The sequence below is a fragment of the Pseudomonas sp. NFACC37-1 genome (assembly GCF_900101575.1).
Lineage (GTDB): Bacteria > Pseudomonadota > Gammaproteobacteria > Pseudomonadales > Pseudomonadaceae > Aquipseudomonas > Aquipseudomonas fluorescens_AA.
This window is the reverse complement of record NZ_FMUZ01000053.1, coordinates 1-18,180: the sequence shown is the minus strand read 5'-3', so window position 1 is coordinate 18,180 and position 18,180 is coordinate 1. Positions and strand designations below refer to the sequence as shown.

General features: G+C 62.6%; 16 protein-coding genes and 1 pseudogene. 9 read left to right on the top strand and 8 right to left on the bottom strand.

Features of this window, described 5'->3' with window-relative positions; all coding sequences use genetic code 11:
- The 3 genes and pseudogenes from BLP82_RS31795 to BLP82_RS28830 form a co-directional block, all read left to right on the top strand.
- Positions 1–113 (top strand): annotated as a pseudogene (locus BLP82_RS31795) (IS110 family transposase); the annotation flags it as partial.
- Positions 114–538: 425 nt separating this feature from the next.
- The gene (locus BLP82_RS28835) at positions 539–1,873 is read left to right on the top strand and encodes a substrate-binding domain-containing protein (RefSeq protein ID WP_092176677.1); all 1,335 of its coding nucleotides are present in this window, start codon (positions 539–541) and stop codon (positions 1,871–1,873) included.
- Positions 1,874–2,218: 345 nt separating this feature from the next.
- Positions 2,219–2,551, top strand: coding sequence for a DUF6124 family protein (locus BLP82_RS28830; RefSeq protein WP_092176672.1), 333 nt, complete (start codon positions 2,219–2,221; stop codon positions 2,549–2,551).
- A gap of 234 nt (positions 2,552–2,785) precedes the next feature.
- Here BLP82_RS28830 and BLP82_RS28825 read toward each other — a convergent pair whose 3' ends face one another.
- The gene (locus BLP82_RS28825; RefSeq protein ID WP_092176668.1) at positions 2,786–4,024 is read right to left on the bottom strand and encodes a M20/M25/M40 family metallo-hydrolase; all 1,239 of its coding nucleotides are present in this window, start codon (positions 4,022–4,024) and stop codon (positions 2,786–2,788) included.
- An 85-nt stretch (positions 4,025–4,109) separates the two neighbouring features.
- Positions 4,110–5,195 carry a diguanylate cyclase gene (locus BLP82_RS28820; RefSeq protein ID WP_092176663.1) on the bottom strand — a complete coding sequence of 362 codons (1,086 nt, stop codon included), beginning with the start codon at positions 5,193–5,195 and terminating at the stop codon, positions 4,110–4,112.
- Between the two features lie 267 nt (positions 5,196–5,462).
- Here BLP82_RS28820 and BLP82_RS28815 point away from each other — a divergent pair, with 267 nt between their 5' ends.
- From BLP82_RS28815 to BLP82_RS28790, 6 genes are all read left to right on the top strand, one after another.
- Entirely contained in the window at positions 5,463–6,392 is a 930-nt protein-coding gene (locus BLP82_RS28815; protein ID WP_092176660.1) for an alpha/beta fold hydrolase, read from the top strand.
- A 152-nt stretch (positions 6,393–6,544) separates the two neighbouring features.
- On the top strand, positions 6,545–8,044 hold the full coding sequence (gene glcD / locus BLP82_RS28810) for a glycolate oxidase subunit GlcD (protein WP_092176655.1): 1,500 nt from the start codon (positions 6,545–6,547) through the stop codon (positions 8,042–8,044).
- Positions 8,044–9,102 carry a glycolate oxidase subunit GlcE gene (gene glcE, locus BLP82_RS28805; RefSeq protein ID WP_092176650.1) on the top strand — a complete coding sequence of 353 codons (1,059 nt, stop codon included), beginning with the start codon at positions 8,044–8,046 and terminating at the stop codon, positions 9,100–9,102. Before glcD ends, glcE begins: the two co-directional genes overlap by 1 nt.
- Position 9,103: 1 nt before the next feature.
- Entirely contained in the window at positions 9,104–10,324 is a 1,221-nt protein-coding gene (gene glcF / locus BLP82_RS28800) for a glycolate oxidase subunit GlcF (protein WP_092176646.1), read from the top strand.
- Between the two features lie 88 nt (positions 10,325–10,412).
- Positions 10,413–11,789 (top strand): 2-oxoadipate dioxygenase/decarboxylase HglS, encoded by a 1,377-nt coding sequence (locus BLP82_RS28795; protein ID WP_092176641.1) that lies wholly within the window; start codon positions 10,413–10,415, stop codon positions 11,787–11,789.
- Positions 11,790–12,087: 298 nt separating this feature from the next.
- Complete coding sequence (locus BLP82_RS28790) at positions 12,088–12,606, top strand: Hcp family type VI secretion system effector (RefSeq protein WP_092176637.1); 519 nt, start codon at positions 12,088–12,090, stop codon at positions 12,604–12,606.
- A gap of 376 nt (positions 12,607–12,982) precedes the next feature.
- On the opposite strand, the gene BLP82_RS31315 is transcribed toward BLP82_RS28790, so the two are convergent.
- The 6 genes from BLP82_RS31315 to BLP82_RS28765 form a co-directional block, all read right to left on the bottom strand.
- Positions 12,983–13,156 (bottom strand): hypothetical protein, encoded by a 174-nt coding sequence (locus BLP82_RS31315; RefSeq protein ID WP_170842395.1) that lies wholly within the window; start codon positions 13,154–13,156, stop codon positions 12,983–12,985.
- A gap of 24 nt (positions 13,157–13,180) precedes the next feature.
- Entirely contained in the window at positions 13,181–13,423 is a 243-nt protein-coding gene (locus BLP82_RS28785; RefSeq protein ID WP_092176632.1) for a hypothetical protein, read from the bottom strand.
- Between the two features lie 65 nt (positions 13,424–13,488).
- Positions 13,489–14,559 (bottom strand): lipocalin-like domain-containing protein, encoded by a 1,071-nt coding sequence (locus BLP82_RS28780; protein WP_092176628.1) that lies wholly within the window; start codon positions 14,557–14,559, stop codon positions 13,489–13,491.
- Positions 14,549–17,020, bottom strand: a complete 2,472-nt coding sequence (locus BLP82_RS28775) for an ABC transporter permease (protein WP_092176623.1) — start codon at positions 17,018–17,020, stop codon at positions 14,549–14,551. The genes BLP82_RS28780 and BLP82_RS28775 overlap by 11 nt, the downstream gene beginning before the upstream one ends.
- Positions 17,017–17,685 carry an ABC transporter ATP-binding protein gene (locus tag BLP82_RS28770; protein WP_092176618.1) on the bottom strand — a complete coding sequence of 223 codons (669 nt, stop codon included), beginning with the start codon at positions 17,683–17,685 and terminating at the stop codon, positions 17,017–17,019. The genes BLP82_RS28775 and BLP82_RS28770 overlap by 4 nt, the downstream gene beginning before the upstream one ends.
- A gap of 217 nt (positions 17,686–17,902) precedes the next feature.
- Positions 17,903–18,180: transposase (locus BLP82_RS28765; protein WP_139197984.1), on the bottom strand; the 278-nt coding region annotated here is incomplete at its 5' end.

Below are 18,180 nucleotides of genomic sequence, written 5' to 3'. Positions count from 1 at the left end.
ACCATCGCAATGTTGTGGTGTGCGCGTTGGCGAACAAACTGGCGCGCATAGCCTGGGCCTTAGCGCATACCCATGGAATATATGAGGCAGGGCCAAGCGCACAGAACGCTTGACCCTGCGTTACCGAGCACCACCCACCTGGTTTTGCGATGCTGGATAACAGATGACGTAAACGGCCTACCGACCTGACAGAAAACCTGGGCTCCCACACGGCTCTAAAGCCGATCTACCCTAATCAGGACTGTCAGGCGCGATTTTCATCGCGGCGCGAATTTATCTTTTCGACGCCGAATAGATTGCGGCAAGCCAATCACGCATCCAAATTCAGTATTGCAGAAACTGAGAGGACCATAGATGTGGGAGCGAGCTTGCTCGCGATAGCGATCCAGCTGTCACATTTGATCTTGAATGTGCTGCCGCCATCGCGAGCAAGCTCGCTCCCACATTGGATTTCGGTGCTCCGTCGCACCCCTGTCACCTTTCAGTAACCTGACTGACTTAATCTTCCGGCACTTCCTCGGGTTCAGAAGGTGCCGGCATGCGGCTGTGTGTTGTGGTTTTCATGGGCCTCTGGCTACCGTTCGTGGCATGGGCCGGCAATTTGCCCATTCCCCAACAGGGCCCAGTCTTGCGCCTCCAGGGCTCCAATACCATCGGCGCGGCGCTGGGGCCGGCCCTGGTCAGAGGGTTGATGGAAGATCAGGGCCTGCTCAGGGTCAGCAGCGAAATCACCGGGCGCGACAACGAGCAACGTATCGTTGGCCAGACCGCCGATGGCCGACGGGTGGAAGTCGACATCGCGGCCCACGGCTCCAGCACCGGTTTCGCCGCCCTCAAGCAGGCCAGCGCCGACCTGGCGGCCTCTTCCCGGCCGATCAAGGACAGTGAACTGAAGGAATTGTCGTCCCTGGGCGACCTGAAAAGTCCTGCCGCCGAGCAGGTCATCGCCATTGATGGTCTGGCGATCATCCTTCATTCCTCCAACCCGCTGCACCAACTCGATACCGTGCAACTGGCGCGGATATTCAGCGGCGAGGCAAAAACCTGGGAGGCCGTCGGCGGAACGGGCGGGCCGATTCATTTGTATGCCCGGGATGAACAGTCCGGCACCTACGACACCTTCAAGGAACTGGTCCTCAGCCGACAGGGAAAACGGCTGGATCCTGCCGCTCGGCGCTTCGAGTCGAGCGAACAGTTGTCCGACGCTGTCAGCCAGGACCCGCAAGGCATCGGCTTCATCGGTTTGCCCTACGTGCGCCAGGCCAAGGCGCTGGCCATTGTCGACGGCGCTTCCCAACCCATGCTGCCGCTCAACCACCTGATCGCCACCGAAGACTACCCACTCTCCCGGCGCCTGTTCTTCTATTTGCCCCCCTGGGGCACCAACCCGTGGGCCACGGCACTGGTCGAGTTCACCCAAAGTGACAAAGGCCAGGCCATCGTCGCAGCGAACGGGTTTATCGCCCAGACCGTCCAGGCCATGGCCGTCACACCCAATGCATTGATGCCCGAGGGTTACCAGGCCTTGAGCCGCCACGCCCAACGCTTGACCGTCAATTTCCGCTTCGAAGAAGGCAGCGCCAGCCTGGACAACAAGGCCCACCAGGACCTGAGCCGCGTGCTCGACTATATAAAGCAGCACGGCAAAGCCGACCGACGCGTGACCCTGGTAGGTTTTGGCGACGCCAAGGATGACCCGGCGCGGGCCGACCTGCTGTCCAAACTGCGGGCCATGGCGGTGCGCCGTGAACTGGTCAAATACGGCGTGGCGTTGCGGGAAGTGCGAGGGTTCGGCGCCTTGATGCCGGTGGCGGCCAATAGCGAGGATGAAGGCAGGGTTCGGAATCGGCGGGTGGAGGTCTGGGTGTACTGAACCCGTCAAGCGCCACAAAAGCTCAGCGTTTATCGCGCTGGCTTCGGCGTAGGACCAAGCTCCGTCGCCTTGCGCCATTGCCTACAACTACGCCAGAATCCGCCGGCTTGTGCGCCTTAGGACCGGGCTTTACTGTTCTCCAGTCGCTGAAAATCAGCGATCGGGTTTGGTAGCCCGGGTAAAACTAAGGCGCACAGCTCCGGCATTTATTATGGCGGCTGTGCGCGGGGCGCCCTTGTGGCGCGCTGGGTTTGCCTTGGTACCCGGTCTACCAACCTGCGTATAGCCGCCACCTAATGTTTGGTAGCAAAAGGTTGCGGCTCCAGTTACCAAGGAGTTTCATCCATGTTCAAACCAACACCGAATCCATCGGATACCGATCCCACATCAAAAGCGTTCGACAAAGCCGCCGACCGCGTCCTCGACTACTACCTCAAGCCCAAGACCACCAAAGCCGAGGCTGATCCCGGCCAACTCTTCACTGTCATAAACGGTGTCGACACCGAATCCCTGCTCGCCAACCTCAGCGAAACCCTGGCCTCGGCCAACGCCATGCTCGGCGACCTGGCCTTCGACCTGGAAGGCTCGAGGCGCCATATTGCCCTGGGCATCCAGCAATTGATCGAATTGAGTGGACAGTTGGCAAACCGCGCGCCGGACGACGTCGACGCGCGCTAACCGATTCACCGAACGAAATTGGCCTCTGGGTAACATTCCAGAGGCCAATGCGAAACGAGGTTTTGTGGCGAGGGGATTTATCCCCGCTCGGCTGCGCAGCAGTCGTAATCCGGCTTGCGCGGTTCATCTGTTTTTCCGTGGTGTCTGGTGTGGGGCTGCTGCGCAGCCCAACGGGGATAAATCCCCTCGCCACAGGAGTTTGTCCTTGCCGCAGGTTGTTTGCAGGGCTGAATGCTATCGATTAGCCAACTCCATGATCATCCGCGACAACAGGTAAATCCGCGGCACCACGCTCTCGACTTCCGCATATTCCTCCGGCGTATGAATGTTGCCGCCAACGATGCCAAAGCCATCCAGCGTCGGCGTGCCGACACCGGCCGAGAGGCTGGCATCCGCCGCGCCGCCGCTGCCTTCCTCGGTGAGTTTGCGCCCCAGTTCGCCATAGATGCCTTGGGCCATGGCCATCAACCGGTCCGACTCCGCCGTCTGGGGCATCGGTGGCAGGCCGCGCTTGAGACGGGTGGTGACTTCAGTGTCAGCGATCAGCTTGTCCTGCGAGACCCGTGCCAGGTCTTTTTCGATGCGGTCGAATTCTTCCGGCACCGCCGCCCGCACGTCAGCCTTGGCGCTCGCCTGGTCGGGAATCACGTTGGTCCGGTCACCAGCGTTGATCACCGTGAAGTTGATGGTGGTTTTCTTTTCCGCGTCGCCGAGCTTGCCCAGTTGCAAGATCTGGTGCGCGGCTTCCATCGCCGCATTGCGCCCCAGTTCCGGCGCGACGCCGGCGTGGGACGCTTTGCCCTTGACCTCCACCAGCGCCGTGGCACTGCCCTTGCGCCAGACCACCAGGCCGTCGGCCGGGCGACCCGGTTCGAGGTTGAGGGTCACGTCATGGGCCTTGGCGGTTTTCTTGATCAGGTCGGTGGCGGCGTCCGAGCCGGTTTCTTCGCTGGCGTCGAGCAGGAAAGTAATCTGCGCGTAGTTCTTGAAGTCCAGGTTCTTGAGCACCTTCAAGGCGTAGATCCCCGCGACGATGCCGCCCTTGTCGTCCATCACTCCCGGCCCGTAGGCACGGCCATCCTTGATATGGAACGGGCGTTCGGCGGCCGAGCCCTCCTTGAACACCGTGTCCATGTGGGCCATCAGCAGGATTTTTGCCTTACCGGTGCCCTTGAGGGTCGCCAGGATGTGCTGGGTACCGTCCGAGTTCGGCACCTTCTCAATGGTCGCGCCCAACTTTTTCAGTTCGTCGATGGCAATGTCGCCGACCTGGGTCAGCCCCGGCACATACCCGGAACCGGAGTCGATATTCACCAGCCGCTCCAGCAACTTCAGGGCCTCGCCCTTGTACTGCTGCGCATCGGTCAGGATTTGTTGATGGGGTTGGGCAAAGGCCATGGAGGTGAAGGCGCCAAGGGCCAGGCTCAGGCCGAGGCTGACGGCCAGACGGGAGCGAACAGCGGTCATCGTCATGATTTCATCCTTGTTCCGTATCGAGAGAGTGCCATGGGCACCCTACCCGACAATGAACCAAGGCTCCAGGCAGCAAGAGGCCATCTCAGACAGAAACGGCCGACGCTTCCAACACCGGTCGATGACGGTGGCAAATGACCCGGTTACGCCCGCTGGTCTTGGCTTCGTACAGCGCCTGGTCTGCATCGTTGAGCCAGAGGGTCGCGTCGGCATAAGCAGGATTGAAGATCGCGACGCCAATACTCAGGCTCACCTTCAGCGCCGGGTCCCGCTCGTAGCTGAGGGTCGCGAAGCGCTCACGCAAACCGTCCATGGCCTGCACCGCGTTGTGTTGGGTCAGGTCCGGTAAAATCACGCCAAACTCGTCACCACCATAACGCCCGACAACGTCGGCGGTACGCAGGTTCTGCCTGAGCAGCTTGCCGAGCTGACGCAGCACGATGTCGCCAGCCCCGTGGCCGTAGGTGTCATTGACGACCTTGAAATGGTCGATGTCGATCAATGCAATCGCGCCACGGGGCGTCCCGTCCGCAGGTTGGCGCACGCAACGCTGGAATTCCTCGTTGAGACGATCTTTCCAGGCGCCATGGTTCAGCAACCCGGTCAGGCTGTCGGTACGACTCAGGGCCAGCAATTCACGTTTTTGCCGGCCCAGGGTGTAGGCCTGGCGAAAGCAGATCCAACCCAGAGCCATCGGATACAGGCACAGCAGTGGCAGACACGCGTAGATCTGCGCCGGGCTGGTCATGGGCACGGTGGTCAGCGGGAAGATGACCGTGCCCACGGCGATGCCTGCCGCCTGCGCCATCACCCCCGCGAGCAGGAAACGCAGGCCACCAAGGGCGACGTTGTTCATCGCCATCATCGCCAGCGTGACGGCCGTGGGCAGCGGGTTGAATTGCATCGCCACGACCCAGAAGCCGCCGAGAAAGGCATCGATCAGCAGATTGCGGTGTTCGGCGTGGTACGGCACCGCGCTGCGACGGGCCCACCAATAAGACAGGTGCGGCCAGAGCAGGCCGTTGAACAGCATCAAGCCCCAGACCCAGGGTGCCGGGTCGAGAGGATAAAGCGCGGCGCTGACCAGCAGCAACCCCAGCGTCAGGCCCAGGGTGCGCGATACATAGAGCCTCCTGGCCAACGACAGTCCCTTTTTTCCCGGTTTTTGCATGGACGCCTCTGCACCGCGGGTTCCCGAGTCATCGGGATGGGGTTGTCTGGAGTCTATCAGGGCGGCATCAAATAGCCACCACTGATGCAGGGGTATTTATTCACATTCAAATGCGAGACTCTGATGGGATTTTGGCTATACATGACAAGGAAATCCGTAAGCCTTCGAAAGGAGGCCCCAGAGTAACGATGTCCCGGATTTAAGCTTCACTTATTACCGACTTGATCCGTTTGAACACATTCTGTCGCAGCCCATGGAGGGCAAAACATGCTGGTGTTGTGGGTAGTTCTTGCTGTACTTATCGCCTGGAGCTGGTTGACGTATCCCGGCATCGGCCATGTGATCTACGACATGAGCATGGCCTTGGAGGCACGCCTTTACCGGTTACGCAAAATCACCGTGCCCATCAGCGAAATGACCGTGTCGACCTGGCAGGGCGGGCCTTATGAAGCGTCCACCAGCATCCTGATGCTGCACGGCTACAGCGGCGACAAGAACCTCTGGTTGCGTGTTGCCCGGCATTTTGTCGGTGATTACCGGGTGGTGATCCCTGACCTTCCCGGCCATGGCGAAACCGGCTTCAAGGCCGGCGGCGGCTACGACATCCCGACCCAGGCCCGGCGGATCATCGAGTTGCTCGACGCCTGCGGCCTGGACAAGGTCCATGTGATCGGCAATTCCATGGGGGGCCATCTCGCCGCGTGGCTGGCGGCCACTTCGCCTGACCGCGTGCTGACCCTGGCGCTGCTCAATCCGGCCGGCGTCACCTCCCCCCAGCCCAGCGACATGGACCGCCAACTGGCCGCCGGTCGTAACCCGTCCCTGGTGCATTCGCAGGAGGAGTTCATGCCGTTCTATGCCATGACCATGGCCTCGCCGCCGTGGGTACCGGGCATGGTGATGGCGGCTGTGGCCGAGCGTTATGTACAACACCGCGAAGAACTGGCGGAGATCTACGCCGACTTTCGCGCCAGCCCGTCGATGGAGCCCCACCTGACCGACATTCGCGCCCCTTCGCTGCTGCTCTGGGGCCGCCAGGACCGGGTGATCGATGTCAGCAGCGTGCCGGTGTGGAGCAAGGGCATCGCGGACTTGCGCGTGGAAATCTGGGACGGGATCGGCCACTTGCCGATGATCGAGCAACCGGGGAAAACCGCTGCGCTGTACCGTGGTTTTCTCAAGGGGTTGGGGCAGTAACGGCGATGTATAAAACAACATGAACCCAAGGTGGGAGCGAGCTTGCTCGCGATAGCGGCGACACATTCAACATTGGGGCACGCTGACCCACCGCCATCGCGAGCAAGCTCGCTCCCACAAGGATTCGTGGCCGACCGAGGGGTATCGATTTCATGAACATCCTCTACGACGAACACCTCGACGGCCCTTTGCCGAAGGTGGACAAACAAGCCCTGCTGCGAGCCTTCCAGGCACAGATTCCAGACCTGGACATCCTGCACCAGGAGCAAGACCTCAAGCCCTATGAGTGCGATGGCTTGTCGGCCTATCGCACCACACCCCTGCTGGTGGTCTTGCCCAGGCGGGTCGAGCAGGTGCAAGCGCTGCTCAAGCTCTGCCATGAACAGAACGTCCCGGTGGTCGCCAGGGGCGCCGGGACCGGTCTGTCCGGCGGTGCCCTGCCCCTGGCCAGTGGTGTGTTGCTGGTGATGGCGCGATTCAACCAGATCCTGCACATCGACCCCGACGCCCGCACCGCACGGCTTCAGCCGGGTGTGCGCAACCTGGCGATCTCCCAGGCAGCGGCGCCGTTCGGGCTGTATTACGCGCCGGACCCTTCGTCCCAGATCGCATGTTCCATTGGTGGCAATGTTGCGGAAAATGCCGGCGGCGTGCACTGCCTCAAGTACGGCCTGACGGTGCACAACCTGTTGAAGCTGGAAATCCTCACCGTCGAAGGCGAACGCCTGACCCTGGGCAGCGAAGCCCTGGATTCGCCGGGCCTGGACTTGCTGGCACTGTTCACCGGCTCCGAAGGCTTGCTCGGGGTGATCACCGAAGTGACGGTCAAGCTGCTGCCCCGGCCCCAGGTCGCCAAGGTGCTGCTGGCCAGTTTCGATTCGGTGGACAAGGCCGGGCGGGCGGTGGCCGACATCATCGCCGCCGGCATCATTCCCGGTGGCCTGGAAATGATGGACAACCTGGCGATCCGCGCCGCCGAGGACTTCATCCACGCCGGCTATCCGGTGGACGCCGAAGCGATCCTGCTGTGCGAACTGGACGGGGTCGAGGCCGATGTCCATGACGACTGCGAACGGGTCCGTCAAGTGTTGGAGCAGGCCGGGGCCACCGAGGTGCGCCAGGCGCGGGACGAAGCCGAGCGACTGCGGTTCTGGGCCGGACGCAAGAACGCCTTCCCGGCGGTGGGGCGCCTGGCGCCGGATTATTACTGCATGGACGGCACCATCCCCCGACGCGCCCTGCCCGAAGTGCTGCAGCGCATCGCCAGCCTGGGTGCCGAGTACGGCCTGCGGGTCGCCAATGTATTTCACGCCGGCGACGGCAACATGCACCCACTGATCCTGTTCGATGCCAACCAGCCCGGCGAACTGGAGCGCGCCGAAACCCTGGGTGGGAAAATCCTCGAACTGTGTGTCCAGGTAGGCGGCAGCATCACCGGCGAGCACGGGGTTGGCCGGGAAAAAATCAATCAGATGTGCACGCAGTTCAACAGCGAAGAACTGAACCTGTTCCACGCGGTAAAAGCGGCGTTCGATCCCCAAGGCCTGCTCAACCCCGGCAAGAACATCCCGACCCTGCACCGCTGCGCCGAGTTCGGTGCCATGCACATCCATGGCGGGCAGTTGCCGTTTCCCGAACTGGAGCGTTTCTGATGAGCCGCGAAGCCGACCAGGACGCCAGCGACCTGCTGCTCAAACAGGTCAATCGCGCACGAGCCAACGCCACGCCGTTGCGCATCCAGGGTTCGAACAGCAAGGCGTTCCTGGGGCGGGAAGTGGCCGGCGAAGTACTGGACACCCGCGTGCACCGTGGCATCGTCCATTACGACCCCACCGAGCTGGTCATCACGGCGCGGGCCGGCACCCCGCTGCGGGAACTGCTCGCCGCCCTGGAGGCCGCCGGGCAACGCCTGCCCTGCGAACCGCCGGCGTTCGGCGACGACGCCACGGTCGGCGGCATGGTCGCCGCCGGGCTGTCGGGGCCGCGTCGCCCCTGGGCGGGTTCGGTGCGCGACTTCGTCCTGGGTACGCGCCTGATCAGCGGCCACGGCACCGTGCTGCGCTTCGGCGGTGAGGTGATGAAGAATGTCGCCGGCTATGATCTCTCGCGCCTGCTGGCCGGAAGTTTCGGTTGCCTGGGGGTGATTACCGAAGTGTCCTTGAAGGTCCTGCCCAAGCCCCGGCACAGCCTGAGCATCCGTCTGGAACTGGGCAGCGCCGAAGCCTTGGAGACACTCGCCGAATGGGGCCGCCAGCCCCTGCCCATCAGCGCCGCCAGCCATGACGGCGACTGCCTGCACCTGCGCCTGGAGGGGGGCGAAGGCTCGGTCAGCGCCGCTCATCAACGTTTTGGTGGCGAGGTGATCGACGATCGATACTGGACGGCACTGAATGAACATCGGTTGGCATTTTTCGACGAAGGCTTGCCGCTGTGGCGCCTGTCATTGCCCAACCACACCGGCCCCCTCACCCTGCCCGGCGCTCAACTGATCGATTGGGGTGGCGCGCAACGCTGGTTGAAAACCGAGGCCGGCACAGTGCAAGCCCTGGCCCATGAAGTGGGCGGCCATGCCACCTGCTATCGCCAGGGTGCCAGCGACACACCGTTCCAGCCACTGGCCCCGGCGCTGCTACGTTATCACCGGCAACTCAAGGCCCAGCTCGACCCCCTGGGACTGTTCAACCCTGGTCGAATGTACCCGGAGCTCTAGCATGCAGACTCGGTTCAGTGAGCAAAGCAAAAACCTGCCCCGGGCCGAAGAAGCCGAACGGATCCTGCGCAGTTGCGTGCATTGCGGTTTCTGCAATGCCACCTGCCCCACCTACCAATTGCTTGGCGATGAACTGGACGGCCCGCGAGGCCGCATCTACCTGATCAAGCAAGTGCTCGAAGGCCAGCCGGCGACAGCCAGCACCCAGTTGCACCTGGATCGCTGCCTGTCGTGTCGCAACTGCGAGACCACCTGCCCGTCCGGCGTGGATTACCACAACCTGCTGGATATCGGCCGAGCGGTGGTCGACCAAGCCGTGCCGCGCCCCGCCGGCCAACGCGCACTGCGCCTGGGGTTGCGCAGCCTGGCCGTCAGTCCCGAACGGTTCAAGACCCTGCTGCGCCTCGGCGCGGTCTTCCGTCCGTTGCTGCCGACGAACCTGAGCGCCAAGTTGCCCCACACCACCCCATCCCACAACGACCGCCCACCGCTGCGCCATGGGCGGAAGGTGTTAATGCTCGAAGGCTGCGTGCAACCGGGCCTGTCGCCCAACACCAACACCTCGGCAGCGCGAGTGCTGGATCGACTCGGCATCAGCGTGATCCCTTGTGCGCTGGCCGGCTGCTGCGGTGCGCTGGATTATCACCTCGATGCCCAGGCCACCGGACTGGACCGCGCCCGACAGAACATCGACGCCTGGTGGCCGCACTTGGAGCACGGCGCCGAAGCCATCGTCCAGACCGCCAGCGGTTGCGGCGCCTTCATCAAGGACTACGGGCACCTGCTGGAACATGACTCTGCCTATGCCGCCAAGGCCAAGCAGGTAAGCGAACGAGCGCTGGACCTGGTGCAAGTGCTCGGCAACGAACCGCTGGAACAGATCTGCGCGGCCAGGAACCAGCGCATCGCCGTCCATTGCCCCTGCACCTTGCAGCACGCGCAAAAACTCGGCGGCAGCATCGAAGCACTGTTGACGCGGCTGGGTTTCAACCTCACCGAGGTGCCCGACGGCCATTTGTGTTGCGGTTCGGCCGGCACCTATTCGCTGACCCAGCCGGCCTTGGCGCGGCAGTTACGCGACAACCGCCTCAATGCCCTGGAAAGCGGCCAGCCGGAGATGATCGTCACGGCCAACGTTGGCTGCCAGAACCACCTCGACGGCGCCGGTCGCACGCCCGTGCGGCACTGGATCGAGCTGGTGGATCAGTCCCTGGCAGAATGAAGTCCTGAAGATTCTTCGTTTGCCGGGGCCGGCGAAGGCTGCGATCTTTCGTTCAACTTTCCCACAGCCCTCGCCAGGAATTCTCACGATGAGCTTCGTCAGCCCCGACCTGATCCGCCAACGCTTCTCCAGAGCGATGTCCGACATGTACCGCGACGAGGTGCCGTTGTATGGCGCCCTGATGAAGCTGGTGGAACACACCAACGCCCAGGTGCTGGCCGAACAGCCGCAACTGGCGGAACACCTGCGCAGCACCGGCGAGCTCGAGCGCCTGGACCTGGAACGCCACGGCGCGATTCGCGTCGGCACCGCCGCCGAACTGGCGACCCTGGGGCGACTGTTTGCGGTCATGGGCATGCAGCCGGTGGGCTACTACGACCTCACGCCGGCCGGGGTGCCGGTGCATTCCACAGCGTTTCGCGCCGTGCATGAAAGCGCGTTGCAGGTGAGCCCGTTCCGAGTGTTTACCTCGCTGCTGCGCCTGGAACTGATCGAGAATTCCGAGCTGCGGGCCTTTGCCGAGTCGGTGCTGGCCAAACGGCAGATCTTCACCCCCGCCGCCCTGGAGCTCATTGACCTGGCCGAGCGCCAGGGTGGCCTGACGCAAGCCCAGGCCGAGGACTTCGTCCTGCAGGCCCTGGAAACCTTCCGCTGGCACCACAGCGCCACCGTCACCGCCGAACAGTACCGGCAACTGAGCGCCCAGCATCGCCTGATCGCCGACGTGGTGGCGTTCAAGGGCCCACACATCAATCACCTGACGCCGCGCACCCTGGACATCGACATCGTCCAGGCGCGGATGCCCGTGCATGGCATTACTCCCAAGGCCGTGATCGAAGGTCCACCCCGTCGCCAATGCCCGATCCTGCTGCGCCAGACCAGTTTCAAGGCACTCGACGAACCCGTCGCCTTCACCGACCAACCACAGGCCCAAGGCAGTCACAGCGCCCGCTTCGGCGAAATCGAACAACGCGGCGCGGCGCTCACGCCCAAGGGCCGCGCGCTCTACGACCAATTGCTGAACGCCGCACGCGATGCGCTGGGGGCGTTTCCCAACGAAGCCAACGCCGAACGCTACAACGCGTTGATGGCCGAACACTTTGTCGCATTCCCGGACAACCACGATGAGTTGCGCCAACAGGCATTGGCGTATTTCCGTTATTTCCCGACACCAAAAGGCCTCGCCGCCAAGGGCACCCTCGAGCCAGCAGCGTCCCTGGAACACTTGCTCGAACAGCAATACCTGCGCGCCGAGCCTTTGGTGTACGAAGACTTCCTGCCGGTCAGCGCCGCCGGCATCTTCCAGTCGAACCTCGGCGATGCCGCCCAGAGCCATTATGCCGGGCAGTCCAACCGCCAGGCCTTCGAAGCGGCGCTGGGGCGAGCGACCATCGATGAGCTGGGGCTGTACGCCCAGACGCAACAGCGCTCCATCGATGAGTGCAGGGCTGCGTTGGGCGTGTAGGCATAAGCCGAAGGATAAAACGGCAAGAAGTTGCCTGACAGGCGCGCAGCGCAGCGCGCTTCCTCGGTGATTCTGCCCGGGTAGAGCGACGTCCGGGTGGGCCGTTAATATCTGCAATGCATCGGGCAAGCGTTTGTGCGCTTTGTTGCCCAACTGAAGGGAATAGCCGCCTTAGCTAAAATCAACTTATTGATATTTATAGTTTTTTTGAATCTGGCATAGCACTTGATAACCGTCAGGCCACCTCGGGGCGATTTCCGTCCCAGGCCCTATCGTTATCCAGGAAGGAGAGCATCCCTTGGCTACCCCCGCATATATGTCCATCGTAGGCACCAAACAAGGTCTGATTACTGCCGGCGCGTTTACCGCCGACTCGGTGGGCAATACCTATCAGGAAGGTCACACAGACCAGATCATGGTGCAGGGCTTCCAACACAACGTATCCATCCCGCGCGACCCTCAGTCCGGTCAGCCAACCGGCCAGCGCATACACAGCCCCATGGTCATCACCAAAGTGTTCGACAAGGCCTCGCCGTTGTTGCTGGGAGCGATGACCGACACCGAACTACTGGTCATAGTTGAAATCAAGTGGTACCGCACTTCGGCCGCCGGCATCCAACAGCACTACTACACCACCACACTGGAGGACGCGATCATCGTCGAGATCAAGGACTACATGCATAACTGCCAAGACCCGGCGAATTCGCATTTCACTCACCTGCAAGATGTACATTTCTCGTTTCGCAAGATCAGGTGGGAGCACATCGCCTGCGGCACCGTGGGTACCGATGACTGGCGTGCACCGACCTCCGGTTAATTCGAAAGCAACGTCATGCACCGGCCAGTTCTACTGGCCGATGCGCATTGAAATGATGAGTGATTGCTTGACACCGAGAGGTGTTCGCCCAGTGCGACGGCCTCGGCAATCCATGCACTGGTAAAGAGCCTGACACTGGGCGAACAGGCACAATAATAATGGAACTTTCAGAGTATGTCCGCGAGGCTGTTTAAATAATTGTTTATTATTGAAACTATGCCGGTTGTGTAGGCGCTGCGTAGGAGCTCCTACACAGCTCCTACACGCATAACTGTACAAACAGTTATACAAAACATGCACAGATGTAAAAGCCATCCGTACAGAAAAATAATTGGCATTACAAAACTCTTTTTAAGACCAGCCGGCGTGACGTACTTCAGCCACGCCGCCCGGTTTTCTGCGCATCGGTGTCCCCCGCTTCAGGGTCACCCTGTTGCTGTTTACGCTTGGCCGGGTCATTGGGTCGCAAGGCATCGTTATCGCGTTCCACTTCACCGGGCAATGCTGGCGCGTCCGGGTTGGACGGGGTTCGATCGGGGTTGGGCTTCATGGCGAACTCCTTGGATATCGGGATTCAGGCATCGGGGTCGGCGACTTCTTCAGCGACATTGGCATCGGGAGAGCGCTGGTGCAGTTGCTCGGCCTGGTTCTTCAAATCCTGCCAGCGCGCCAGGTCGATGGTGCCCCGGCCGAACAGGTCATTGGCCACCCGCATCAGCTCGGTGAAGTGGGCATCGGGGGACTGCTGCCAATAGGCCTTGTCGTCGAACAACTGCTGCCAGTCGGCCAGCGACGGAAGTTTGAGGTCATCGCTCATGGCGGGCTCCTGCGAGACATTCATCAGTTATGAGGGTCGACGTTCCCAGGGAGTTCCGACGATTCTCAGTAGCCGGTCATTTCCAGGTAACCCGTGCCGCCCTGGTTGCCACTGAGTCGTACCGGGCCTTCCCAGTAGGGAATGCGCAGGTCCATCCAGGCCTTGGGGTTGAGTGCCTGAAGGGTCACATCGAGTTGTTTGCCGGGGATCTTGATGGCCCAGCGTACCGGCATCGAGCGTCCGGCGACCTGGGTGGTGTCCAGAGGCACGAGACTGATCTGTGCGGCGTGCAGGGTTTGCGTCCGGCCCTGGGCATCGATCCAGGTGCCCGTGAGGTACGGCGCGCCGTCCTTGTGGCGCATGCGATAGAGCATCAGGTGTTCGCCATTGTCCAGATGCAGGGAGAACCAGTCCCAGCCGGTCTGGTTGGCGCTCAAGGGCTGGCTGCTCCATTCGCGGTCGAGCCAGGCCGGGCCGCTGACCGTGTAACGCTGACCGTCGATTTCCAATTCACCGCTGGCCTGGAAAAACGGCTGGCTGTAATAGTACGACGCCTGCCCCTGTTCGGATTTCTGGCTGAAGCCTTGATCGCCCTGCAACACCAACGGGCGGCTCGACGTCAGGCGCAACGCATAGCTGAAGCGGCGGTCGCGCGCCTTCAATTGCATGTCCGCCAACGGCTCGGCTGCAGCAGCCTGGCTGGTGAATTGCCAGTCGTCGATCCAGGCATCGAAAGGCACCGCCTGCACCCCAGCCTGCCCCACTCCGCCTCGGGCATAACGCTCGGCGGCATGATGCACAGTGGCGGAAGTGACCGCCGCATGGCCGAGCCAGATCGTCTGGTTGCGCCAGCCGCTGGCCTGGGGTGCGGCATCCAAGGCGTTGCGAAACAACGTCCATTGCACACCGAAATCCCGGCCCTGGGCATCCTTGAGGTTGGCAGTGACGTACCACCACTCGATACGGAAACCGTCATGAATGCCGTGGTCGGCCGGAAAACTGAACGCCCGCCCAGGCACGACAGGCGTGAACGCGACGGCCTGGTCGCCGAGGCCGGCAAAGCCCTTTTGAGGCGGCTCTGAGTCATCACAACCGCTGAGCAGCGCCAGCAGCAACACGCCAATTTTAATCTTCATGGGCAAAGGTCCTCAGCAGATCCGCCGGCTGCGTGCGGTACAACGCATACAGCGGCCAGGCCGATGCCAGGAGCGTGGCGAGCATCGCCAGGGCCAGCAACTGCACCAATTGCAACGGGAACACCCGCAATGGCAGGCGCCAGCCGAAGGCCTGCACATTGATCACCGCGTCCAGGCACCAGGCCAGGGCAATGCCCAGCGGCAAGGCCAGGACCAGGGTCAGCAGCGCCAGCAACCAGGTCTGGCCGAGGTTGAGCAACATCAATTGCCGACGCGTCACTCCCAGTGCCCACAGCGGCGCCAACTGACCGAGACGACTCTGGCTCTGGGTCAGCAGGCTGATGAACAACGCCACCCCCGCCACCGCCAGGGTCAGGCTGTTAAGGGCGGCGGTGGCGGCGAAGGTGCGCTCGAACACCTGGGTCGACCAGCCCTTGAGCCGGGCCTGATCGACGATGCGGCTGTCGTCCAGGCTGAACCGGCTCTGCAACGCCGTCAGCATCGAAGCCATCGCGGACGGCTCGATACGCAGGTTAAAGCGATTCGGCGTCAGGTTCGGCCAGTGCGCCAGCAAATGATCGGTATTGACCAGCACATGCCCCTTGGGGTTGCCATAGTCGGCATAGATCCCGACGACCCGCGACGTCCACGGCCCGGTGGGTGTCGGGATGGTCAACGGGTCGCCAATCCTCGCCTTGAGGCGCCGGGCCAGCTGTTCGCTGAGCATCAGCGTGTCGGCGTGGATGAGTTGCCCCCAAGGCTCGTCACCGGCCGACTCCAACAGCGGCCAATGCTGGCGATAGTGGGGATGATCGATGATGCCGTAGATATCCGTCGGCCAGCCTTGCAGCGGGATCGATACCTGCCAGATGGGCACGACGGCAGTGATCGCCGGTTGCTGCTTGAGCCAGGCGTGCAACTCTACCGCCTGGGCCGGGGTTTGCGGGTTGATGTACAACTCGGCGGTCAGCCGTTGTTCGAGCCAGTTACTGAAGGTCTGGCGGAAACCGGCGGTCATGCTGCCGGCACCGATATTCGCCGCCAATGCCAGCAGCAAAGCCATCAGCGCCAGGCTCAGCGTCGGCAATTGCTGGCGGCAATCGGCGAGAAACCATTGCCCGAGCACCGAGCGGTTGCGGCGCAGTAGCTGCTTCAGCGCACTGCTGAGCAACACCGGCAAGGCCAGCGCCGCACCCAGCAACAAGGCGGTCATCAGGACAAAACCGCTGGCCAGGCTATCGCCCCAGACCAACGCCGAAGCGGCAATCAACGCCGCCCCTGTCGCCACCCAACCCTGGCGTCGCAGCCAGCGCCCATGGGCCTGATGCCAGGCCTGGGAATTGGCCAACGCCAGCAAGGGCAAACGCGCCGCCCGCAACAGGCTGTCGGCTCCGGCCAGCAACGCGCCGAGCAGGCTCAAGCCGACACCGCTGAGCCACCACCCCAGGCTGAGATTCAAATGCCCGGCCACTTCGGCGCCGTACAAACCCCGCAGGCTCGCCGCGACATCCGGCAACAACAGGCCCGCCAGCCAGTAGCCGCTGAGTACCCCGGCGATCCCGCCCAGCAAGGCCAGCACACCCAGCTCAATCGCCAGACTGGTGACCAGCACCCGCGCACTGACGCCACAGGCCCGCAGGGTTCGCAGCAGGCTACGACGCTGCTCGAGGGCCAGGCCGATGGCGGCGTGAACGATGAACAGCCCCACCACGAACGATAAAAACCCCAAGGCGTCGAGGTTCAAGTGAAAACTTTCGGTCAGGCGCGACAGGTTGTTTTCTTCATCGGCACGCGTCAATTGCAGCCGATCACGGAAGGCCTCCGGCAACGCGGCGCTGAATGTGGCGGGCAACAACAGCCGCGATAGCTGGTCCGGCAACCCGAGTACGGCTTGGGCAAAACCGATGTCCATCAACAGCACGCCCGGCGCCATGTCCACTTGGACATGCAGCGGCGGCAGCGGCTGCCCATCGACTGTACGAGGCCGGTCGCCCTCGTCCAGCCCCAAGGTCTGCAAGGTCTGCGGGGCGACCCAAGTGCGACCGGGGCCGGTAAAAAACTCGACCACCTCGCTCATGTCCCGCGCTTGCCCCGCCAGTGCCGCACCGGGCGGTAGCGACACCGGCTCGATGCCCATCAGTTGCAGGCGCTGATCCTCGTACCCCTTGAGCAGCACCCGAGCCTGCAACACCGGCGACACCGGCCAGCCCTGGCGCCGCAAATCGATAAACCATTGCTGAGGGAAGGTGCCGCCACCGGGGGCATTGAGGCTGGCCTGGGGTTCGCCGCCGATCAATTGGCTGGCCCGGGCGTAACTGTCCCGGGCCTGACTGTTCAGCGCTTGCACGCCGGTGAGCAGGCTGGTGGCGAGCCAGAGGCCGGTCAGCACGCTGAAGAATTGCACCGGGTGTTGGCGCCAATGGCTGAGCAGGGCCTTGAGGGTCTGGCGAAAAATCATCACCCCTGGGCCACCTGCGCCAACCGTCCGCCGTGCAACACCACGCGTTGGGCCAGGCGAGCAGCCACTCGTGGACTGTGGGTCACCATCAGCAGACTGGTGGGGCTGCCCTCCAGCAGTTCCAGCAACAGTTGCAGCACTTCGTCGCTGGTGGTTTCGTCGAGGCTGCCGGTGGGTTCGTCGGCCAGCAACAAGGGCGGGCGCGAGGCCAGCGCCCGCCCCAGCGCCACCCGTTGTTGCTGGCCGCCGGAAAGCTGTTCAGGGTAACGCCGCAGCAACGCCGCAAGCCCGAGCCGCTGCACCAGATGGGCTTGCCAGGCCGCGTCATGACGGCCGCACAGACGCGCCTGGAACGCCAGGTTGTCTTCCACCGACAAGCTGCTGATGAGGTTGAACTGCTGGAACACCAGGCCGATTTCCGTGCGTCGCCAGTTCGCCAGCTGGCTTTCGCTCATGCCGTCGAGCCGATATTCACCACTGCGGATGCTGCCGCGATCCACCTTGTCCAGCCCGGCGACCAGGTGCAACAAGGTGCTCTTGCCACTGCCGGACTCCCCCATCAGCGCCAGGCTGCTGCCGGGCATCAGGGTCAGGTCGACGCCCTGCAGCACCGGTAACGGGCCTTGGGGCGTGAGGTAGCTTTTAAAGACATTGCGGACTTCAAGCATGAACAGGCTCGATGAATGAACGTGTGGCTCAGGATAGCGGAATTAGCCGCAATGCCGGCCCAGGGGAGAACTCGCGAAGGCGGTGTATCAGCTGGCGGTGATGTGGATGGGCAGGCCTCATCGCGAGCGAGCTCGCTCCCACAGGGCTCTGCGGCGTATGTGCATTTTGTGGCTGCCGAAAATCCATGTGGGAGATTCTATGGTGCAGGGCTACCCCCTAAATGCCTTTCGGTAAGTATTCGCTCTGGTTCTTCAGCAGGGCGAATACCACTCGGGCAAGCTTGCGGGCCAGTGCCACTAATGCTTCGGTTGTGCTGAGTCCCCGGGCCCTTAGTGCCTCATAAAAACCCTTCCATGCCGCTGTGCGCCTCGCCGACATCGCGGCGTTATGCATCAATCGACGGGCCTCTGGGTCACCTCGCTTAGACAGGCAGCGGCGTCCCTTCTTTTTCCCTGAGTCCGATATACGCAGGTCTAGGCCCAGAAAAGCGATGA